This is a genomic window from Paenibacillus sp. LS-5 (assembly GCF_056121505.1).
The window spans coordinates 1-18,342 of record NZ_JBWAVA010000015.1; the positions used below are offsets into that span (position 1 = coordinate 1).

At 44.4% G+C, this 18,342-nt stretch carries 16 protein-coding genes; all 16 read right to left on the reverse strand.

Annotated features, from left to right (window positions below; all coding sequences use genetic code 11):
• Positions 1 to 253: 253 nt before the first annotated feature.
• On the reverse strand, positions 254 to 691 hold the full coding sequence (locus tag AC0MA3_RS19580; RefSeq protein WP_474657409.1) for an SMI1/KNR4 family protein: 438 nt from the start codon (positions 689 to 691) through the stop codon (positions 254 to 256).
• The gene (locus tag AC0MA3_RS19585) at positions 678 to 2,864 is read right to left on the reverse strand and encodes a hypothetical protein (protein WP_474657410.1); all 2,187 of its coding nucleotides are present in this window, start codon (positions 2,862 to 2,864) and stop codon (positions 678 to 680) included. Before AC0MA3_RS19585 ends, AC0MA3_RS19580 begins: the two co-directional genes overlap by 14 nt.
• Before the next feature lie 418 nt (positions 2,865 to 3,282).
• A complete protein-coding gene (locus tag AC0MA3_RS19590) occupies positions 3,283 to 3,933 on the reverse strand; it encodes an SMI1/KNR4 family protein (protein WP_474657411.1) in 651 nt (216 codons plus the stop codon).
• Complete coding sequence (locus tag AC0MA3_RS19595; RefSeq protein WP_474657412.1) at positions 3,930 to 4,844, reverse strand: hypothetical protein; 915 nt, start codon at positions 4,842 to 4,844, stop codon at positions 3,930 to 3,932. The genes AC0MA3_RS19590 and AC0MA3_RS19595 overlap by 4 nt, the downstream gene beginning before the upstream one ends.
• Before the next feature lie 108 nt (positions 4,845 to 4,952).
• Entirely contained in the window at positions 4,953 to 5,750 is a 798-nt protein-coding gene (gene imm47, locus AC0MA3_RS19600) for an Imm47 family immunity protein (protein ID WP_474657413.1), read from the reverse strand.
• Positions 5,751 to 5,769: 19 nt separating this feature from the next.
• The gene (locus AC0MA3_RS19605) at positions 5,770 to 6,024 is read right to left on the reverse strand and encodes a hypothetical protein (protein ID WP_474657414.1); all 255 of its coding nucleotides are present in this window, start codon (positions 6,022 to 6,024) and stop codon (positions 5,770 to 5,772) included.
• 178 nt (positions 6,025 to 6,202) lie between these two features.
• Positions 6,203 to 6,571 carry a hypothetical protein gene (locus AC0MA3_RS19610; RefSeq protein WP_474657415.1) on the reverse strand — a complete coding sequence of 123 codons (369 nt, stop codon included), beginning with the start codon at positions 6,569 to 6,571 and terminating at the stop codon, positions 6,203 to 6,205.
• Positions 6,572 to 6,894: 323 nt separating this feature from the next.
• Positions 6,895 to 7,302: an SMI1/KNR4 family protein gene (locus AC0MA3_RS19615; protein ID WP_474657416.1), complete on the reverse strand. Its 408-nt coding sequence runs from the start codon at positions 7,300 to 7,302 to the stop codon at positions 6,895 to 6,897.
• A 62-nt stretch (positions 7,303 to 7,364) separates the two neighbouring features.
• Positions 7,365 to 8,093, reverse strand: coding sequence for an HNH/ENDO VII family nuclease (locus AC0MA3_RS19620; protein ID WP_474657417.1), 729 nt, complete (start codon positions 8,091 to 8,093; stop codon positions 7,365 to 7,367).
• A 397-nt stretch (positions 8,094 to 8,490) separates the two neighbouring features.
• A complete protein-coding gene (locus AC0MA3_RS19625) occupies positions 8,491 to 8,973 on the reverse strand; it encodes an immunity protein YezG family protein (RefSeq protein WP_474657418.1) in 483 nt (160 codons plus the stop codon).
• 2 nt (positions 8,974 to 8,975) lie between these two features.
• Positions 8,976 to 10,085 carry a DNA/RNA non-specific endonuclease gene (locus AC0MA3_RS19630; protein ID WP_474657419.1) on the reverse strand — a complete coding sequence of 370 codons (1,110 nt, stop codon included), beginning with the start codon at positions 10,083 to 10,085 and terminating at the stop codon, positions 8,976 to 8,978.
• Between the two features lie 347 nt (positions 10,086 to 10,432).
• Positions 10,433 to 10,879, reverse strand: coding sequence for a hypothetical protein (locus tag AC0MA3_RS19635; protein ID WP_379150894.1), 447 nt, complete (start codon positions 10,877 to 10,879; stop codon positions 10,433 to 10,435).
• 18 nt (positions 10,880 to 10,897) lie between these two features.
• Positions 10,898 to 12,922 (reverse strand): hypothetical protein, encoded by a 2,025-nt coding sequence (locus AC0MA3_RS19640; protein ID WP_474657420.1) that lies wholly within the window; start codon positions 12,920 to 12,922, stop codon positions 10,898 to 10,900.
• A 66-nt stretch (positions 12,923 to 12,988) separates the two neighbouring features.
• Positions 12,989 to 13,189 carry a hypothetical protein gene (locus AC0MA3_RS19645; RefSeq protein ID WP_474657421.1) on the reverse strand — a complete coding sequence of 67 codons (201 nt, stop codon included), beginning with the start codon at positions 13,187 to 13,189 and terminating at the stop codon, positions 12,989 to 12,991.
• 518 nt (positions 13,190 to 13,707) lie between these two features.
• On the reverse strand, positions 13,708 to 14,163 hold the full coding sequence (locus AC0MA3_RS19650; protein WP_474657422.1) for a DUF600 domain-containing protein: 456 nt from the start codon (positions 14,161 to 14,163) through the stop codon (positions 13,708 to 13,710).
• Positions 14,164 to 14,181: 18 nt separating this feature from the next.
• On the reverse strand, positions 14,182 to 18,327 hold the full coding sequence (locus AC0MA3_RS19655) for a DNA/RNA non-specific endonuclease (RefSeq protein ID WP_474657423.1): 4,146 nt from the start codon (positions 18,325 to 18,327) through the stop codon (positions 14,182 to 14,184).
• Positions 18,328 to 18,342: the final 15 nt, after the last annotated feature.

The window sequence follows — 18,342 nt, forward strand, 5'->3', positions numbered from 1 at the left end:
ACTTGCGTTAAAATCGCGACTTCCCCCTCGGGGGAAACTATGCTTCAAAGAGTTTACACAAAATTATTGACAGACCCTTATGTTCCGGACTGGTCTATTTATTAACTTTTTTTTTGAAAATGCTTATTCTAATACGCTCCCCATCAATAAAAAGATATCGCTGCTTGCAGCAAATCTTTCTCGTGATACAGGGGATTTAGACAATACATAGAAACCAGTTTTCTGATCTCCGCCCACATCTGAAGACTCGGTGTTACACATATCCGCTCATTATCACTTCAATACCAATATTGTCTACTAGAAGATCTCTAAGCGTAGGTGCTATTTTCACGGCACTATTAATATCCAAGTCACCAAACCCTACCATATACAAACCCAAACCACCTTCTCCTTCCAAATATATAATCACATTACCTCCTTCATCATCTCCGATCGCAAGTGATCTTGGAATATATTTTTGTATATGATAAGCTTCGTTCATCTCAATACAATCCACCGGACCCCATATTCGGATATACATTTCTTCTTTCACTTTAATTTCCACTTCGGTAGCGATACTTATAAATTCAATATAGTCAAAAGGAACCTCAATTGCTGAGTAATTAAGAAGTTTGTTGATTTCTTCCTTTTTTGCAGGAGATTCTCTGCTATCTATTGAATACATTGAACTTATTTCCTCAAAAATACTCATCTAGATCAATCCTTTCGAAAGGTACTTTAAGCTTTTCCAACATTTTATATTGCTGTTCCATTACCTTTTCTATTGTTTCTCTAGTGAATCCCGCAGCTTTAAAATCCTTTAAGGTATTTTGCAGCTCTTGTTGCAGAGTTGTACTCCACTTTCCCAGTTTTTCAGCAACTCTTGCATCTCTTCTTTCATTTTGTCTATTGGTGATCTCAGTATGCGGTAATTCTTTTTTGGTTTCTATAGTTACTGTGGGCGCTTTTCTATAATCATAGCCATACTGTTCTAGGTTCTCTTTTGCCCATTCTCCTTGTAAACCGTGATGTGATTCCAGTTTACCGCCATTCGGTCCCCTTCCTCTTGGTTTTGGTTGAGCTTCTTTATGTGTTTTGTTAAATAATATATAATTAGTTTCTTTTAAGTTTTCAAAATCAACCTTACTTTTATCTCCATCTGCCATCTTGGAGATAGCTTTCAGCTCTTCTTCTTTTAGTTTTTTAAGTTCACTATATTCGGCATCGCTGAGTCTGATAGGTTTCTTTCCAGCATCTTCAAGCTGCTTCAACTTTTGTTGGTCGACGTCCTTCATCGTCCCGTCAATCAGCAGTACCCAAGGATTAACCTCGCCATACAGACGAATATGCTTGCCCTTGCGCTCCAGCTTGAACCGCTTGAACTTGAACTTCTGCAGAATCCGGTCCACCAGACCCTGGAGCTTTTTGGCCCCCTTCATGAGCCCCTTTTGCAGGCTCTTGATCACAATTTTGCCGCCCCGGATGATCATGCTGCCGCTCTTGGATGCGAGCTTGGCTCCCGATTTCAGCAAGCTCTTGATGCCTTTGACTCCTGCACCTGCTACCTTCTTCGCACCAGTGGCTGCGGCTCCAACGCCTTTCTTCACGGCTTGTCCGGCTTTGTTCAACCCTTTGCCGATCGCCTTGAAGCCAAGCTCCATCGCCAGCTCCACGAGTCCCATCGCGAGGGCCGTTGCCAGCGCAATGGCCGCAGGCTCGATCATCTTCTGCCAACCCTGGCTCAGGTAGGTGCCAATATAGCCGGAGGCTTGGACAATAGTCTGGGCCACGGATTTAATCGCATCCGCTTGAAGATACATCGTGATCAGGTTGATGATCATCGGCAGGGCAGCCGTGATGGCTCCGCCGGTGATAATCTCAGCAGCCACGACACCAACCAAGATCCCTGCAAGGGCAGCCAAAAGCTTCAATCCATTACTCTTCTTCCATTTTATTACATAGGATTTAATCTGGTCAAACAGCATTTTCGCATTGCTCGCACAAAGTTTCGCGCCATCCTCTATTTTGCTGCCCAGGCTTTGATCCGCTTTTCCCGTATCGAATTCTGCCATGATGCTGTCCATGGTGGCCGGATCGCGGCTGCCGGAGAGCTGCTTGCTCTCCCCGTCCTTAAGGTTCGCTTCCTGCACCAGCGCCGGGTCCATCTCACCCGCTTCGACCGACTCCATTTCGATGTCGTCTGCGGTAAGCTTCTCGTCCGCTTGGCCGGATACCTTCGCCTGCTCCGCCGCCTTGCCGAGCGCCCCCATCCGTGCGAGTACATCCAGAAACGAAGCAATGAGCAGGTTGCCCAGGCTTGAGATTAACTTACTGTAGAAGTTCTGTACCGCAGCCAGCGCCTGATCCACCTTGGCGGCCAGGAAGTCCATGACCTGCGTGACTTTGGTTTTGAGCTTCTGTGCCAGCTGGTTGACGGCCTTCACGGCCTTATTGACGACGCCATCAATTTTGCTGCATATTTTGGCAGCGATGCCAGGGAATTTGGCAAACACCACGGAGACCAGCTTTTTCAGCAGCGCACCAAGTCCCTTGATTAGGTTGGTGATCAGCTTGCGGCCCAGTTCGATAATGCCCAGCACGGCTTGTTTGGCTTTTTCAAAAATGAACTTCACTGCTTTTCTAAGACCTTCGAAAATAAAGTTGACCGCTTTCTTGACAAGATCAACCACGGCTTCGAGCTTGTCCTTCACCCAGCCGAGGAAGCCGCCTTTTTTCTCTTCCTTGGCTTTCTCCTCTGCATGCTTGCCGTCGGCCTCCTTCTTGGCTTTACTGTAGGCCTGAGTGGCTTCCCGCTCCGCTTCGGACTGCTTCTTTTGCGCTTCCCGTTCTTTCTCGGTCCGGACGCTGTTGATCTCGCCCTTCATCTGCTGCGCGGCTGCTCCAGCCTGTCCGGCATAGTCGGCTTCGGCTGCATCCAGCTCGTTTTTCCATTCCGGCGCGGTTGTCTACTTCTCAAATTCCTAACGAATTTCGGACTATATTAGAGGGGCAAGTACTTGTTGGAATTTTTGAAAAACCGTAAGAAAACAAAGATAACAAAAAACAGGTCAATCATGGTAGTACCTGACCATAATCGACCTGTTCAATGTAACGCATTAGCGTTATTTAAGGTAAAAATCCAAGCATTGTCGTGCGTACAACCGAATTGACGAATCATTACTCGGATATTACATGGGTTAAGTGTGTTATTGGTTGAATGATGGGTTCATTCATCACCCACCCCCTCCAAAAAAATCGTTCTTTTCGTAATGGTATGCATTTATAACTGTAACATAGATGACCTTAGTTAACATTTGATATTTCCAATAATACACTAAGTTCGCCTAACTCTGTTAAATTTTTATTAGCTACATCAACAGGAATGTCTCTCATTAAAACAAAAGGAAGTTGCTTCGAGCCCTTCAATAAATCAAATAGACCCTTTTTAATATTAAAGACCTCTTGTATTTTTTTCAGATCAGTAGCCCCACCCATAAGCGGATTTACTAGAATAAGATCACAAAGTTGCTCATTATCCGCCTCATCCTCTTCTTCTAACAAATCAATGTTTATTGCCCCATTATTTATCCATTTTATAAAATCCTCACTGACTAATGAAGCGAATTCTGGATTCATAACTCCTGCATCTACTTGTAATAATTCAGTAGAGTCCTCATTTGCCGACATCAAGTAGAACTTGTCTCCGCCGTTACTCCCTACAGCTAAATAACCCTGAGCGTACTCTGAAACCTCATATGTCTGATTTCTTTCAATAATAATATCAGTACCAAAAATTGCGACACCTTCTTCTGTTTCAAAGCCGTTAGTCAATTTTAGAAGTTCCCTAAATACCTTAGGGAATTTCAAACCCATTTCTACCTCCACCTTGTTGATTTCATTTTCATCAACAACAGGATAAAGATTGAAACTTGACAAAGATTTTGAATTTATCATTTAAAGCCTCCTAGTCCATCAAAGAATCTGTATGCTTCCCCGATTACCTTTTTGGCAACTTTAGGGTCAACGCCAGCTTTAATCATTTCTCTATACGACTCATTAAATTCATGCACAATACTTGTATTAAAACCTTCAGTTCGTCTTCTTGCCCTTTGTAATGCTGATATAATAGCATGTGATTCACCTGATACTGATTTTAACAATAACGACGGTGCATTAGAACTACTATAATTCATTCCATTTCTCTTTGCCCAAAGCTTGGCCCATTCATCTTGTATTGCATGGTGAGCCTGTACCAGTCCATCTAATTTCGACGTACCGAATCCTGGAGCACGGTTCTTATTGGGACTCATTTTCTTGTAAGCATCTACATCGTTAGTACCATAGCCACCCTGTTTAAGTTTACTATTAGTTGATCTTTGTGGAAAACTAATTCCTGCTCTATCATTAATATTGGCATGAAGTTGTTCAGAACTTAATTTCCCGTACTTCTCCCTTAAATACTCTGCTCTACTTTCACCCGCCCCCTCAACGCTTTTAAAATCAATCTTACTTTTATCTCCATCTGCATTCTTAGAAATCTTTATAAGTTCTGTATCTTCAAGCTTATTGAGTTTACTATATTCCGCATCGCTAAGCTTGATCGGCTTCTTTCCATCAAGCTCTAGATTTTTCAATTCCTTTTCCAGCTGCTTCTCATCGACGTCCTTCATCGTCCCGTCAATCAACAGCACCCAAGGATTAACCTCGCCATACAGACGGATATGCTTACCCTTGCGCTCCAACTTGAACCGCTTGAACTTGAACTTCTGCAGAATCCGGTCCACCAGACCCTGGAGCTTTTTGGCCCCCTTCATGAGCCCCTTTTGCAGGCTCTTGATCACGATTTTGCCATTTCGGATGATCATGCTGCCGCTCTTGGATGCGAGCTTGGCTCCGGGAAAAATACAAAACTAAGCCACTCTATGTGAGTTACGCAAGAGTGGCTTAGTTATTACAACATATGGTCTGTTATTTTAAAGTACTCGATGTCCATAAAAATACTTAGACCCGATTTCCCATTCCATTTTTGAAATTATATCAACATAGTTGTAAACATCTCCAAGCTGATCAGCATCAACGATTGTATCATATTGAACAGGACATTTTACTCCGCTCCAAATTGAGAGTAATGATGGAATTACATTGGTTTGAATAGGAATTGTATTATTTAAAGATATAACTGATTTCTCAATAATCTTTTTAGCTAGAGATCCGGGAAAAGCCGGTTCTCCATAGTAATAGTAGTTATCCAGTTCTACTCTTTTAATATAATCAAGATAAAAATTTCCGATCTCATCGACAGGTGCGTCCTCGGTTAGTTCATCTGAATAATTAAGAAAAATATCCAATGAATTTCTAATCGTTCCTTCTACGTTTGTATCCTCCCATTCCTCTAGCATTGCCAGTAGATAAGGAACGGCCTCATAAGATAAAGTGTACAAAGCACTTGCTGCAAAAGTATCAGCATTGTATTCAGATAAGTCCGAAAGAAACAGCAAATTTTCACTTTTCAATAGATCTTTATGTGACGCTACTGAACAAAACAACCGAATGCACAAGTTCATTATGTTTTCGTCTTTAGTAGTATTCATAATTTGTAACATCTTTTCCTTAACTGTAAAATCACCTAATTTCAATAAATCAATTATTAACAACATGTTATCATGTTCTGTCGTTGCTTGTTTTAGAGAATTCTTCAAAGAAGCGATATCATCACTGGAATTCTTTTCTCCATACCAATTGCTCTTTATCAAATTGTTAGATTGGCCCATTTTCTAGTCTCCTATTTTATTATCTCAAACCGGAATCTCTTTGCCACTTTAAGACTTTATTCTGAAAAACCGTAGCTTCAGTATGGTTAGGATTGTTTCCAAAAAGATAGATTCCACTTTCTGTCTGATGAACCTTTAATATCTTCGCCTTTTCTTTACCCAATCCTTTTTCATGATAGAAATCTAGATCCAGGTCAGAAAGTTCTTTTTTCTTAATCGTTGATTCACCAGTAAATTGGATGTTGTCTTGAATATTTTCTCCGCCAAAAGCCAACCCTTCTCATCGATTTGTCTGGATTTGGGAACCAATCTGGATGTTCTCTTAACTGCTTCGTCATAATGATTATTCATGTAGAAAAGTTCTGTACTGTTCCGAGAGACTTATTCCATGTTCGACTCAAAAATCTCAATTTCTTCAAAAGATATAGGTCCATTAGATTCAATAATCCGCGTTATAATTGCATTCTCCTATCTATTTTTTCACTTTTCCCCTTAACTTTTGACACTCCACTACTATGGGTAAATTCTTGATGGACTCTCCGGTCTACTAATATCATTGTTTCTCCATACTTTCTGTAACTAGCAATGAGTAGGTTGCCGAGGCTTAAGATTAACTTACTGTAGAAGTTCTGTACCGCAGCCAGCGCCTGATCCACCTTAGCGGCCAGGAAGTTCATGACCTGCGTATCTTTGGTTTTGAGCTTCTGGGCCAGTTGATTGATCGCCTTCACGGCCTTGTTGACGATGCCGTCTATTTTGCTGCATATTTTGGCGGCTATGCCAGGGAATAAGGCAAATACCTTTGAAACCGTAAGCGTCAAACAACCCACATCTTGACACCAAGATGTGGGCTATTTGACGCTTGCATTCCAACTGTGTGAGAGAGGGGATTTTTGAGGAGAGTTACTATTAGGAATAGTCAAAAATAAAACAACCAGGTACAATTACACCCGGGTAGGGTAACTGGTTATAATAACTAGTGCCATGTCCAATTTAAATTCCACCGCCTCCATTAATAGCGAGGTGTTACCCTGGGAATCCGAACTTAACTAAAACTAGAAATCAGTCGATTGGCAATTCACCACCGAGCAGACCCGCGGTAAGTCAGAGTATTTATATACCGAATTCTCATCTATTTTTGACACTAGTCTTCTTCCCAGTTCGCTTTAGCATCATTAAATCTATTGAATAAAAAATCATGAAAATTGTTTGCTCTTTTCCCATTCAACCCCGAAACTCTATCCCAAGAAATTATTGAACACTCCCCATTCGAGACATCAGTGGTATCAAGACAATAAAAAAATTCTTCACAGTCCTCAATAACAATATATTCATATGGCATCCCAAAACCTCGAAGTTTTTCTGTTTTTAAAACAACTGAAGGAGAAGATTTACCGCAACCAAGTATGTCTACACCAAACAGGCCACCTGAACCATAATTATTCAAAAACCATCTGTAGCTTTGTGGAAATTCTACATCTAATGCTTTTTCTATACTTTTAATTGCATCCTCAGATATACCACCTGTAAAATCATTTTCGTCAGAGTGCACGTTAATAAAACTCCTTAACTTTTCGAAATTCAATTTGTATCCCTCCAAGTAATAGAATCTGCTTACTCAATTGCTGTAATTCCCTTAGCTCTCATTCTCCAATATTTTGCCCTAAAATTATTATACTGTTTCTCCAATACAGGATTATTCCTAAAGCTACCACCATTTTCAACTAGTACATGTAATATTTTACTATATTCATCATGTAAACTAGCAGGTAATTCTACCATAGGTCCAGGTTCTAATTGAATAGTATGATGAAGCTCGATCTTGGTACCATCTTTCCAATATGGAGGTCTGCCCTTTTTCATTAATTGAAGGTTAGTAAGTCCAGTTTCAGGGTCCACTTGTGCCCAATTAATGTCCCCTCTTTGATATATACGTCTACTAATATCTTTGACCTGCCCGTCAACCCTTGTTGTCCCATTGAATTCAACCGGAGTATAAGTACTTCTTGATCTCTTAATACTAGCTAGATCTAACTTACCGCCATTGACAACTACATTCTTATAAATATCTGCTCTTTGTGCAATTTCTAAGTCATTAAATTTTTCAAACTCTTCATCACTAAGCTTGATTGGCTTCTTGCCATCGAGTTCTAGTTTCTTTAATTCCTTTTCGAGATTCTGCTCTTTGATGTCCCGCAGTTCCCCGTCAATCAACAGCACCCAAGGATTAACCTCGCCATACAGACGGATATGCTTACCCTTGCGCTCCAGCTTGAACCGCTTGAACTTGAACTTCTGCAGAATCCGGTCCACCTGACCCTGGAGCTTTTTGGCCCCCTTCATGAGCGCTTTTGCAGGCTCTTGATCACGATTTTGCCATTACGGATGATCATGCGGTTATAAGAAGAAAAGGATGATAAAAACAGGCCAGTCCGTTGATTATGTTCCGGACTGACCTGTTTATTAACTATTCTTTGAAAATACTTATTGTTATACGCCGCCATCAATAAAAAGATATAGATAGGTTGCTTGCAGCAAATCTTCCCCGCGATACAGGGAATTTAAACAATACATAGAAACCAGTTTTCTGATCTCCGCCCACATCTGAAGACTCGGTGTTACACATATCCGCTCATTATTTTTGACAGATCCAACATCGGCTCTGGATCTCTGCCTTGCCCTTCTACATCAAGGCTAACCTACCGATTTCAAGCTGCGAAAGTTGAGTTAGTTACCTTATCTAATTATTTTCTAGTGTTTCAAGATATCTTTCATAAATCTGCCTAGCACGTTTTTTTTCTTTAGGTGGCTCTACCCTCAAATATTTGAATCTCCAAATCACTTGCCTCTCGAAATCATCAACATCAGACAAATCTTCATAGTCATAATCAATTTTAAATTCACCAGTGCTATCTAGTATAAAGGTTAGCCTCTTCCAAACATTTTCATTATTTCGTACAAACTCATTCCATAACTCTTCAAAACAATCTGATAGTTTATATCTTAAATTATCTAAATATTCTTCCTCAATCTCAAATAAGTCTGTTATCTCAAGAACATACACTGGCTTATCTTTTCCTTCAGGGTAATAGTAAAAATCAACCTTGCTTACATCTTCTTGAACTTCCGCATAAACGAAAACTTTATTCCATTCCTCGGGAATTATGTCATTTACTATTCCTGCAATCTGTTGGTATATTTCTGCCATCTTCTCAGTTTCCACGACTATATGCCTCCTGGTTTATTTTCAAATTTGATAGGGGTTTGCATAATCCCATCTATCGAATATTTAATCTCAAAACTTACAGGTCTTTGAGAATCCCCACTATAAATAGGTTTTATTTTTACCAACACCTCCTCTTTATTGTCTATAGCCTTCGCCCATGAGTTTTCAAGTTTCTTCCATTCGCCCTTGTTAAGATTACCATTCATTGGTACAAGATTATCAAGACTACCGGAGCCATCAAATATACTTGCGATCAAGTGTCCACCCTCGTCATCAATCAATCTATCTTCACGGCCTGCTACCTTTTGAGCGTGATTACCTGATTCACCTTGGCGGCCAGGAAGGTCCATGACCTGTGTGACTTTGGTTTTGAGCTTCTGTGCCAGTTGGTTGACCGCCTTCACGGCCTTGTTGACGACGCCGTCGATTTTGCTGCATATTTTGGCAGCGATGCCAGGGAATTTGGCAAACACCACGGAGATAAGCTTGCGGCCCAGTTCGATAATGCCCAGCACAGCTTGTTTGGCTTTTTCAAAAATGAACTTCACTGCTTTGCGGAGGCCCTCGAAAATAAAGTTGACCGCTTTCTTGACAAGATCGACCACGGCTTCGAGTTTGTCCTTCACCCAGCCGAGGAAGCCGCCTTTTTTCTCTTCCTTTGCTTTCTCTTCTGCATGCTTGCCGTCGGCATCCTTCTTGGCTTTGCTGTAGGCCTGAGTGGCTTCCCGCTCCGCTTCAGACTGCTTTTTCTGCGCTTCCCGTTCTTTTTCGGTCCGGACGCTGTTGATCTCGCCTTTTTTCTGCTGCGCTGCCGCTCCAGCCTGTCCGGCATAGTCGGCTTCGGCTGCATCCAGCTCGTTTTTCCATTTCCCGCGCAGGTTGTCGACTTCCGCCTTGGCTCCCGCCTGCTGGCTAAGCTGCTTGTTCTTGGCATCGGCTTCCGCCTGCTGGATCTGGGCATGGCTGTCTGCTTTGGAGATCAGCACCTTGCTGTCAAATTTCGCTTTTTCCTTGCTGTATTCCGCCTGCTTGGCACCGAGCTGCTTCTTCATTTCTGGGGCAAGGCGACTCGCCTTAAAGTAACCGTACCTGTTATGTTGGCTGGTCATACCAGATTTCTTTCTGCACCGTAATCACCGTTGCGAGGGCGTTTAACTGGGAGACAAAGTCCTATTCCTTGCATAAAACCTATACTATAGTTGTTGTGCTATCTATCTTGAAAGATGCATTTTCTATTTCTCAGCATCACTATCGTTATATAGTATTCTACATAGCGAGTAATTTTAATAACCGCTAGATGACAAAAGATAAAAAAAACAGGTCAACCATGGCAGTATCTTCCATAATTGATCTGTTTTATGTAACGCTTTATTTAGTTTCATTATTGTGTGTACAAATATCTTTATAGGGTAATCCGTATTAAATTGTTTCTCAAGAAATCTCCCTTCTTTCTCTCCTAGTTCGATAATATTGTTACCTCGCAATGCTTTAAGTTATAAGTTTTGAATACTTCAAATGCCTTTTCTGAGACGACTAAATATTTTTTGGGGGTTATACAAATATCTTCTCCAGACCATCCAGAAAATTGCGCTCCTTCAATAATAATATTTCCTAAAGGAATTAGCCGCTTAAATGTTGGTAGTTCTCTATTGGGATATAATTCTATAAATTCATCCGTCAAAGATACTTCCATTTCCTCTAAATGAAACCCTGTAATGTTAGACATAATTAGTGATTGTCCAAGTAGCTCTGACACAATGTAACATGGAGTTGATTCTAAAAGTTCATCACCTAGCCACCCATGAAACTCATAATGCAAGCGACTAACTGAGTTGTCATTATTAAATAGAGTCTTTTCTCCCAACTCACCAGCCACTTCAGGTTCTAACATATATAATTTCATTTTGAACAACTCTCTTTCCTACTGAATAGGTGGATTAAATAAATGGCCGTATATACTATCAATAATTTTTGCTTGATGTATTATTTGCTCTTTTGTAGCATTTGGATTTTCCTTATAAAACCTATTCCATTCAATTCTTATTTTAGATAGATGTACGTCACTATTAATTTCTTTCGGTATGCCTCTTAAGTTATTGTAATCATGCATTTCAACCTCAGTGAACAGTCCCTTATATTCAGGTTTTCTCAGAACTTGCTGTTCAATAGAATGGTGAACCACTACATCTCCTTCTAGTTCTGGATGTTTTTCAAAAAACACTTTTTTATAATCAAACTTCAACTTAATACTATTAAAATCTATTTTACTTTTATCTCCATCGGCTTTCTTAGAGATATTTGCTCTTTTTTTATCTTTTAAGCTACTTAGTTTGTCAAACTCCGCATCGCTAAGCTTGATCGGCTTCTTGCCCTCAAGTTCTAGATCTTTCAATTCCTTTTCAAGCTGCTTCTCATCGACGTCCTTCATCGTCCCGTCAATCAACAGCACCCAAGGATTAACCTCGCCATACAGACGGATATGCTTACCCTTGCGCTCCAGCTTGAACCGCTTGAACTTGAACTTCTGCAGAATCCGGTCTACCAGACCCTGGAGCTTTTTGGCCCCCTTCATGAACCCTTTTTGCAGGCTCTTAATCACGATTTTGCCGTTACGTATGATCATGCTGCCGCTCTTGGATGCAAGCTTGGCTCCGGTTTTCAACAGGCTCTTGATGCCTTTGACTCCTGCACCTGCTACCTTCTTCGCACCAGTGGCCGCAGCTCCAACGCCTTTCTTCGCGGCTTGTCCGGCTTTGTTCAGCCCTTTGCCGATCGCCTTGAAGCCAAGCTCCATCGCTAGTTCCACGAGTCCCATCGCTAGGGCCGTTGCCAGCGCAATGGCGGCCGGCTCGATCATCTTCTGCCAACCCTGGCTTAGGTAGGTGCCAATATAGCCGGAGGCTTGGACAATAGTCTGTGCGACGGATTTAATCGCATCCGCTTGCAAATACATCGTGATCAGGTTGATAATCATCGGAAGTGCAGCTGTGATCGCCCCGCCTGTGATGATCTCTGCAGCCACGACACCAACCAAAATGCCTGCAATGGCAGCCAAAAGCTTCAATCCATTACTCTTCATCCATTTTATTACATATGATTTAATCTGGTCAAACAGCATTTTCGCATTGCTCGCACGAAGTTTCGCGCCATCGGCAATTTTGCTGCCCAGGCTTTGATCCGCTTTTCCGGTATCGAATTCTCCCATGATGCTGTCCATGGTGGCCGGATCGCGGCTGCCGGAGAGCTGCTTGCTCTCCCCGTCCTTAAGGTTCGCTTCCTGCACCAGCGCCGGGTCCATCTCACCCGCTTCGACCGACTCCATTTCGATGTCGTCTGCGGTAAGCTTCTCGTCCGCTTGACCGGATGCCTGCGCCTGCTCTGCCGCTCCGCCTTCTGCCGCTCCTGCCCCCATAGGCTTGGAGATGTCTACTCCCAGCAGATACTCCCACATCTTGCCTTCCAAATGACTGAGCGCACGTTTCGCTGCCTTGCCGAGCGCCCCGATCCGGGCGAGCACATCCAGAAACGTAGCAATAAGCAAGTTGCCCAGGCTTGAGATTAGCTTGGTATAGAAGTTCTGTACCGCACCCAGCGCCTGGTCCACCTTGGCGGCCAGGAAGTCCATGACCTGCGTGACTTTGGTTTTGAGCTTCTGTGCCAGCTGGTTGACGGCCTTCACGGCCTTGTTGACGACGCCGTCGATTTTGCTGCATATTTTGGCGGCGATGCCTGGGAATTTGGCAAATACCACGGAGACCAGCTTTTTCAGCAGCGCACCAAGTCCCTTGATTAGGTTGGTGATCAGCTTGTGGCCCAGCTCTATAATGCCCAGCACAGCTTGTTTGGCTTTTTCAAAAATGAACTTCACTGCTTTGCGGAGACCCTCGAAAATAAAGTTGACCGCTTTCTTGACCACATCGACCACGGCTTCGAGTTTGTCCTTCACCCAGCCGAGGAAGCCGCCTTTTTTCTCTTCCTTTGCTTTCTCTTCTGCATGCTTGCCGTCGGCACCCTACTTGGCTTTGCTGTAGGCCTGAGTGGCTTCCCGCTCCGCTTCAGACTGCTTTTTCTGCGCTTCCCGTTCTTTTTCGGTCCGGACGCTGTTGATCTCGCCTTTTTTCTGCTGCGCTGCCGCTCCAGCCTGTCTGGCATAGTCGGCTTCGGCTGCATCCAGCTCGTTTTTCCATTCCCCGCGCAGGTTGTCGACTTCCACCTTGGCTCCGGCCTGCTGGCTGAGCTGTTGTTCTTGGCATCGGCTTCCGCCTGCTGAATTTGGGCATGGCTGTCTGCTTTGGAGATCTAACATTACCTGTTATGTTGGCTGGTCATACCAGATTTCTTTCTGCACCGTAATCATCGTTGGGAGAATCGTTTAACTGATGGACAAAGTCGTATTCCTTGCATAAAACCTATACTATAATTGCCGTACTATCCATCTTGAATGATGCACTTTCTCTTTCTCAGCATAACTATATGGTATTCTACAGTTGCGAGTAATTTTAATAACTGCAAGCTAGATGACAAAGGCTATAAAAAAACAGGTCAATAATGGTAGTATCTGACCATAACTGACCTGTTTCATGTAACGCTTTAGCATTATTTAAGTTATAAATAATCCAGCATTTTTGTGCGTACAAATATCTTTATACTGTGTTGCATGGGTTTTACATGTTAAAGACTGACTGACTGAATAAGTGATTGGTTCATTCAGTACGAGTTGAGTAATTCATATTAATGATTCTTGCTTTTTATTTCCTCAAACCATTCATCAGCAATATTATGAGCCGTTTTAATATCATCATGAGTATATACTAATTCATACTTGTATTCTGCTTGAACCTTGCCACTCTGAACATCATATATTATTTTCATCTCAGTTGGCATGTCTCTTTCATATTCCTTGCACAATTTTTTAATATTGATAATACTCTCATTTATGATATCCAATACCATAAACATACGTTCCGAGGACACATCATATTTTCCATCCCCATTTTCCAATGCATCATTGACTTTGTGACACTCAAGATACTTATTATTAATTAAATAAAAGAAATTGCTTGACACCACACCTTCTTCAATTGAAGCGTAAATAAATACCTTATCAGCTCTATCTTCAACATACTCCATACATATGGATACCATATCTGCTTGTAATTCACTAAATATCTCTTCAAATTCCTTCATACTGATTTCCACTCCCTTTTAATTATTTTCAAAAACATTAATGCCCGGCTTCCCATCAATAGTATATTTAACAATGAATTTATCTGGCCGTATACCTTCTTCAGAGTATATCATTTCAACATTAACTGTTACTTTTTTGGGAGGAGTTTCTTTTAATGCATCAGCCCACAAATTTTCGATTTTCTTAAATTGTTTCTGATTAACATCTGATAATTGAGATACCAAATTATCAATTTTAGGTGAGCCTCCAAACCTATCACCTGCTAAATGTCCTGCATCGTCTTTACCTTTTATTTTACCAGGTGTATTTTTGCTATGCGGCAATCTTTCTTTTCTCTTTGTTAATTGTAAATTCTCAGTTTCAAATTTAGAAAGCCTACCTAAACTATCTGTTTCATAAAAATAATCATACTCTCCCGTTTTATACCTAATATTAGGATTTAACTTATTTTTCCTTCCGTTTGTATATTGTTCCCCTTTGCCAACTAATGTTTTATCTTTACTTACTGAACCATCTTTAACCGTCCCCTCAACGCTATTAAAATCAATCTTACTCTTATCTCCATCTGCATTCTTGGAGATTTCCGCTCTCTTTTCAATGTCAATTTTATTAAGCTTACTATATTCCGCATCGCTAAGCTTGATCGGCTTCTTGCCCTCAAGTTCTAGATTTTTCAATTCCTTTTCCAACTGCTTCTCATCGACGTCCTTCATCGTCCCGTCAATCAGCAGCACCCAAGGATTAACCTCGCCATACAGACGGATATGCTTACCCTTGCGCTCCAGCTTGAACCGCTTGAACTTGAACTTCTGCAGAATCCGGTCTACCAGACCCTGGAGCTTTTTGGCCCCCTTCATGAGCCCCTTTTGTAGGCTCTTGATCACAATTTTGCCGCCCCGGATGATCATGCTGCCGCTCTTGGATGCGAGCTTGGCTCCCGATTTCAGCAAGCTCTTGATGCCTTTGACTCCTGCACCTGCTACCTTCTTCGCACCAGTGGCTGCGGCTCCAACGCCTTTCTTCACGGCTTGTCCGGCTTTGTTCAACCCTTTGCCGATGGCCTTGAAGCCAAGCTCCATCGCAAGCTCCACGAGTCCCATCGCGAGTGCGGTTGCCAGCGCAATGGCGGCCGGCTCGATCATCTTCTGCCAACCCTGGCTTAGGTAGGTGCCAATATAGCCGGAGGCTTGGACAATAGTCTGCGCGACGGATTTAATCGCATCCGCTTGCAAATACATCGTGATCAGGTTGATAATCATCGGAAGTGCAGCGGTAATGGCCCCGCCTGTGATGATCTCTGCAGCCACGACACCTACCAAGATGCCTGCAATGGCAGCCAAAAGCTTCAATCCATTACTCTTCATCCATTTTATTACATATGATTTAATCTGGTCAAACAGCATTTTCGCATTGCTCGCACGAAGTTTCGCGCCGTCGGCTATTTTGCCGCCCAGGCTTTGATCTACTTTTCCGGTATCGAATTCTGCCATGATGCTGTCCATGGTGGCCGGATCGCGGCTGCCGGAGAGCTGCTTGCTCTCCCCGTCCTTAAGGTTCGCTTCCTGCACCAGCGCCGGGTCCATCTCACCCGCTTCGACCGACTCCATTTCGATGTCGTCTGCGGTAAGCTTCTCGTCTGCTTGAGGCTGACCGCTGTCCTGCGCCTGCTCCGCTGCCCCACCTTGTGCCGCTCCTGCTCCCATGGGCTTGGAGATGTCTACTCCCAGCAGATACTCCCACATCTTACCTTCCAAATGACTGAGTGAACGCTTGGCCGCTTTACCGAGCGCCCCCATCCGTGCGAGCACATCCAAAAACGTAGCAATGAGCAGGTTGCCCAGGCTTGAGATTAACTTACTGTAGAAGTTCTGTACCGCAGCCAGCGCCTGATCCACCTTGGCGGCCAGGAAGTCCATGACCTGCGTGACTTTGGTTTTGAGCTTCTGTGCCAGCTGGTTGACGGCCTTCACGGCCTTGTTGACGACGCCGTCGATTTTGCTGCATATTTTGGCGGCGATGCCCGGGAATTTGGCAAACACTACCTTGACCAGATTTTTGAGTAGCGTGCCCAGCCCCTTGATCAGATTGGTGATCAGCTTGCGGCCCAGTTCGATGATGCCCAGCACGGCTTGTTTGGCTTTTTCAAAAATAAACTTGACTGCTTTGCGGAGGCCCTCAAAAATAAAGTTGACCGCTTTCTTGACCAAATCGACCACGGCTTCGAGCTTGTCCTTCACCCAGCCGAGGAAGCCGCCTTTCTTCTCTTCCTTGGCTTTCTCCTCTGCATGCTTGCCGTCGGCCTCCTTCTTGGCTTTACTGTAGGCCTGAGTGGCTTCCCGCTCCGCTTCGGACTGTTTCTTTTGCGCTTCCCGTTCTTTCTCGGTCCGGACGCTGTTGATCTCGCCCTTCTTCTGCTGCGCTGCCGCTCCAGCCTGTCCGGCATAGTCGGCTTCGGCTGCATCCAGTTCGTTTTTCCATTCCCCGCGCAGGTTGTCGACTTCCGCCTTGGCCCCGGCCTGCTGGCTGAGCTGCTTGTTCTTGGCATCGGCTTCCGCCTGCTGGATCTGGGCGTGGCTGTCTGCTTTGGAGATCAGCACCTTGCTGTCAAATTTCGCTTTTTCCTTGCTGTATTCCGCCTGCTTGGCACCCAGCTGCTTCTTCATTTCTGGGGCAAGGCTGCGGTTCAGCCCCGCCGTCATGTCCGCAGGCACTCCCAGTGCAGGGAGCTTCTTGGCTCCGGGTGCATTCCCGCCCTGCAGCTCTGCGGAAGTCTTTAGCGTGGAGCCGTCCGGCTCGGGATAAATGTCATTTTCACCAAACGGAGTGTGGATCTGGCCCATCTCCGCCTGTTTGGCTGCCCCTACCTGCTGAGAGGCTTCCCGATTGAAGCCTTCGATCTGGGATGGATCCACCTCACCGGTCATGCTGATGCCCGGAGGCTGCGCCGCAGCGGACCGGATCTCACCCATGATGGCTTCGGGATTACCTTCGGAGCCGGAAGATCCGATGTTCATCCGCTCCAGGTTGCCTGTAGTCGCAGTCCCACCAGTACGCTCGCTTTTGTATCCCTCCGGAGCGGAGTGTTTCAGTGGCGCTGGCTTTTTCCGGGCTTGAAAGACTTTGCCTTTCAGCCCTGTTGGGGCAGGAATGGTCGGAAGCCCCTGCCGGGTTTTCTGCTTCTGCTTCGCGAAAGCCCCAGCAGAAACATCCACCGCCTGAGCGTAGGCGTCCCCCATCTCCGTCGGCTGAACCCGGATCAGCTGATCGAGAATCTGTCCCGGATCCTCCCCGTGAATATTCACCTTCTTGGCCTTGGCCGGCTCTTCCTTTCTGTCTCCGGCCAAAGCGCCCAACGCATCTCCGAGCGAAGGTTCCTTCGCGGCTACTTTTGGTGCAGGTTCCCCCGAAGCTTCCTTACCCGGCTTCGATTCCTTATCTGATTTGGCCTCCTTGCCTTCCTTGGACTCTTGGCCTTCCTTAGCATCCGCCGACTGTTCTTTTCCATCCTCCTTAGCCTTCGAACCCATTGCCGGTTCTTCATCTGGCTGATGAGCTTCTACCTTCTCTTTACCTGCCAGCTGCCCTACATCCGCCTTACCCTTGCTAACTTCTTGGCTGGAAGAAGAAGTGCCCGCCAAGGATTTGACCCACGTTTTGAGTGTAGTGGCAGTCTTTGCTCGAATGCCGGACTTTTCATTCTGCTCGGCCTTCGGCTCAGTCTGAGCGCTGACGGGTTGTGCCGTTAGTGTAGGTTCTTGCACCTGAGGCTGCTGCTTACTTGCAGATGGCTCCGTAGTGGCTGAAGGTGCCAATGGATCCGTTTCCGGAGAAGCAGGCTGCTGCTCAGTCCGGGAATCTCCCGCAATCCCCTGCCCTTGCTCACCCTGCTTCGTACCTGCTGCCTCACTTGTCTGACTACCTTCCTTGCTCTCCTTCAAACTGGATAACAAGTGAACCACGGCACGGTTGCCGAGGGTACGCTGGAGCGCCAGCTTGTCTTCCCGGCTTAAAGAGGCCGGGTTCTGCCGGATACGCCGGATGATCTCCACCGGGTCTGGCAGCTTGGCCGTTGCCGGCTTCACAAAATTCGATGGTTTGCTATATGGTTGATGGCTGCCCGAAGTGTTCTCTTTGTCCTTGCTTACGGTTGCATGGGTCTGCAAACGGATTCCCCCTCT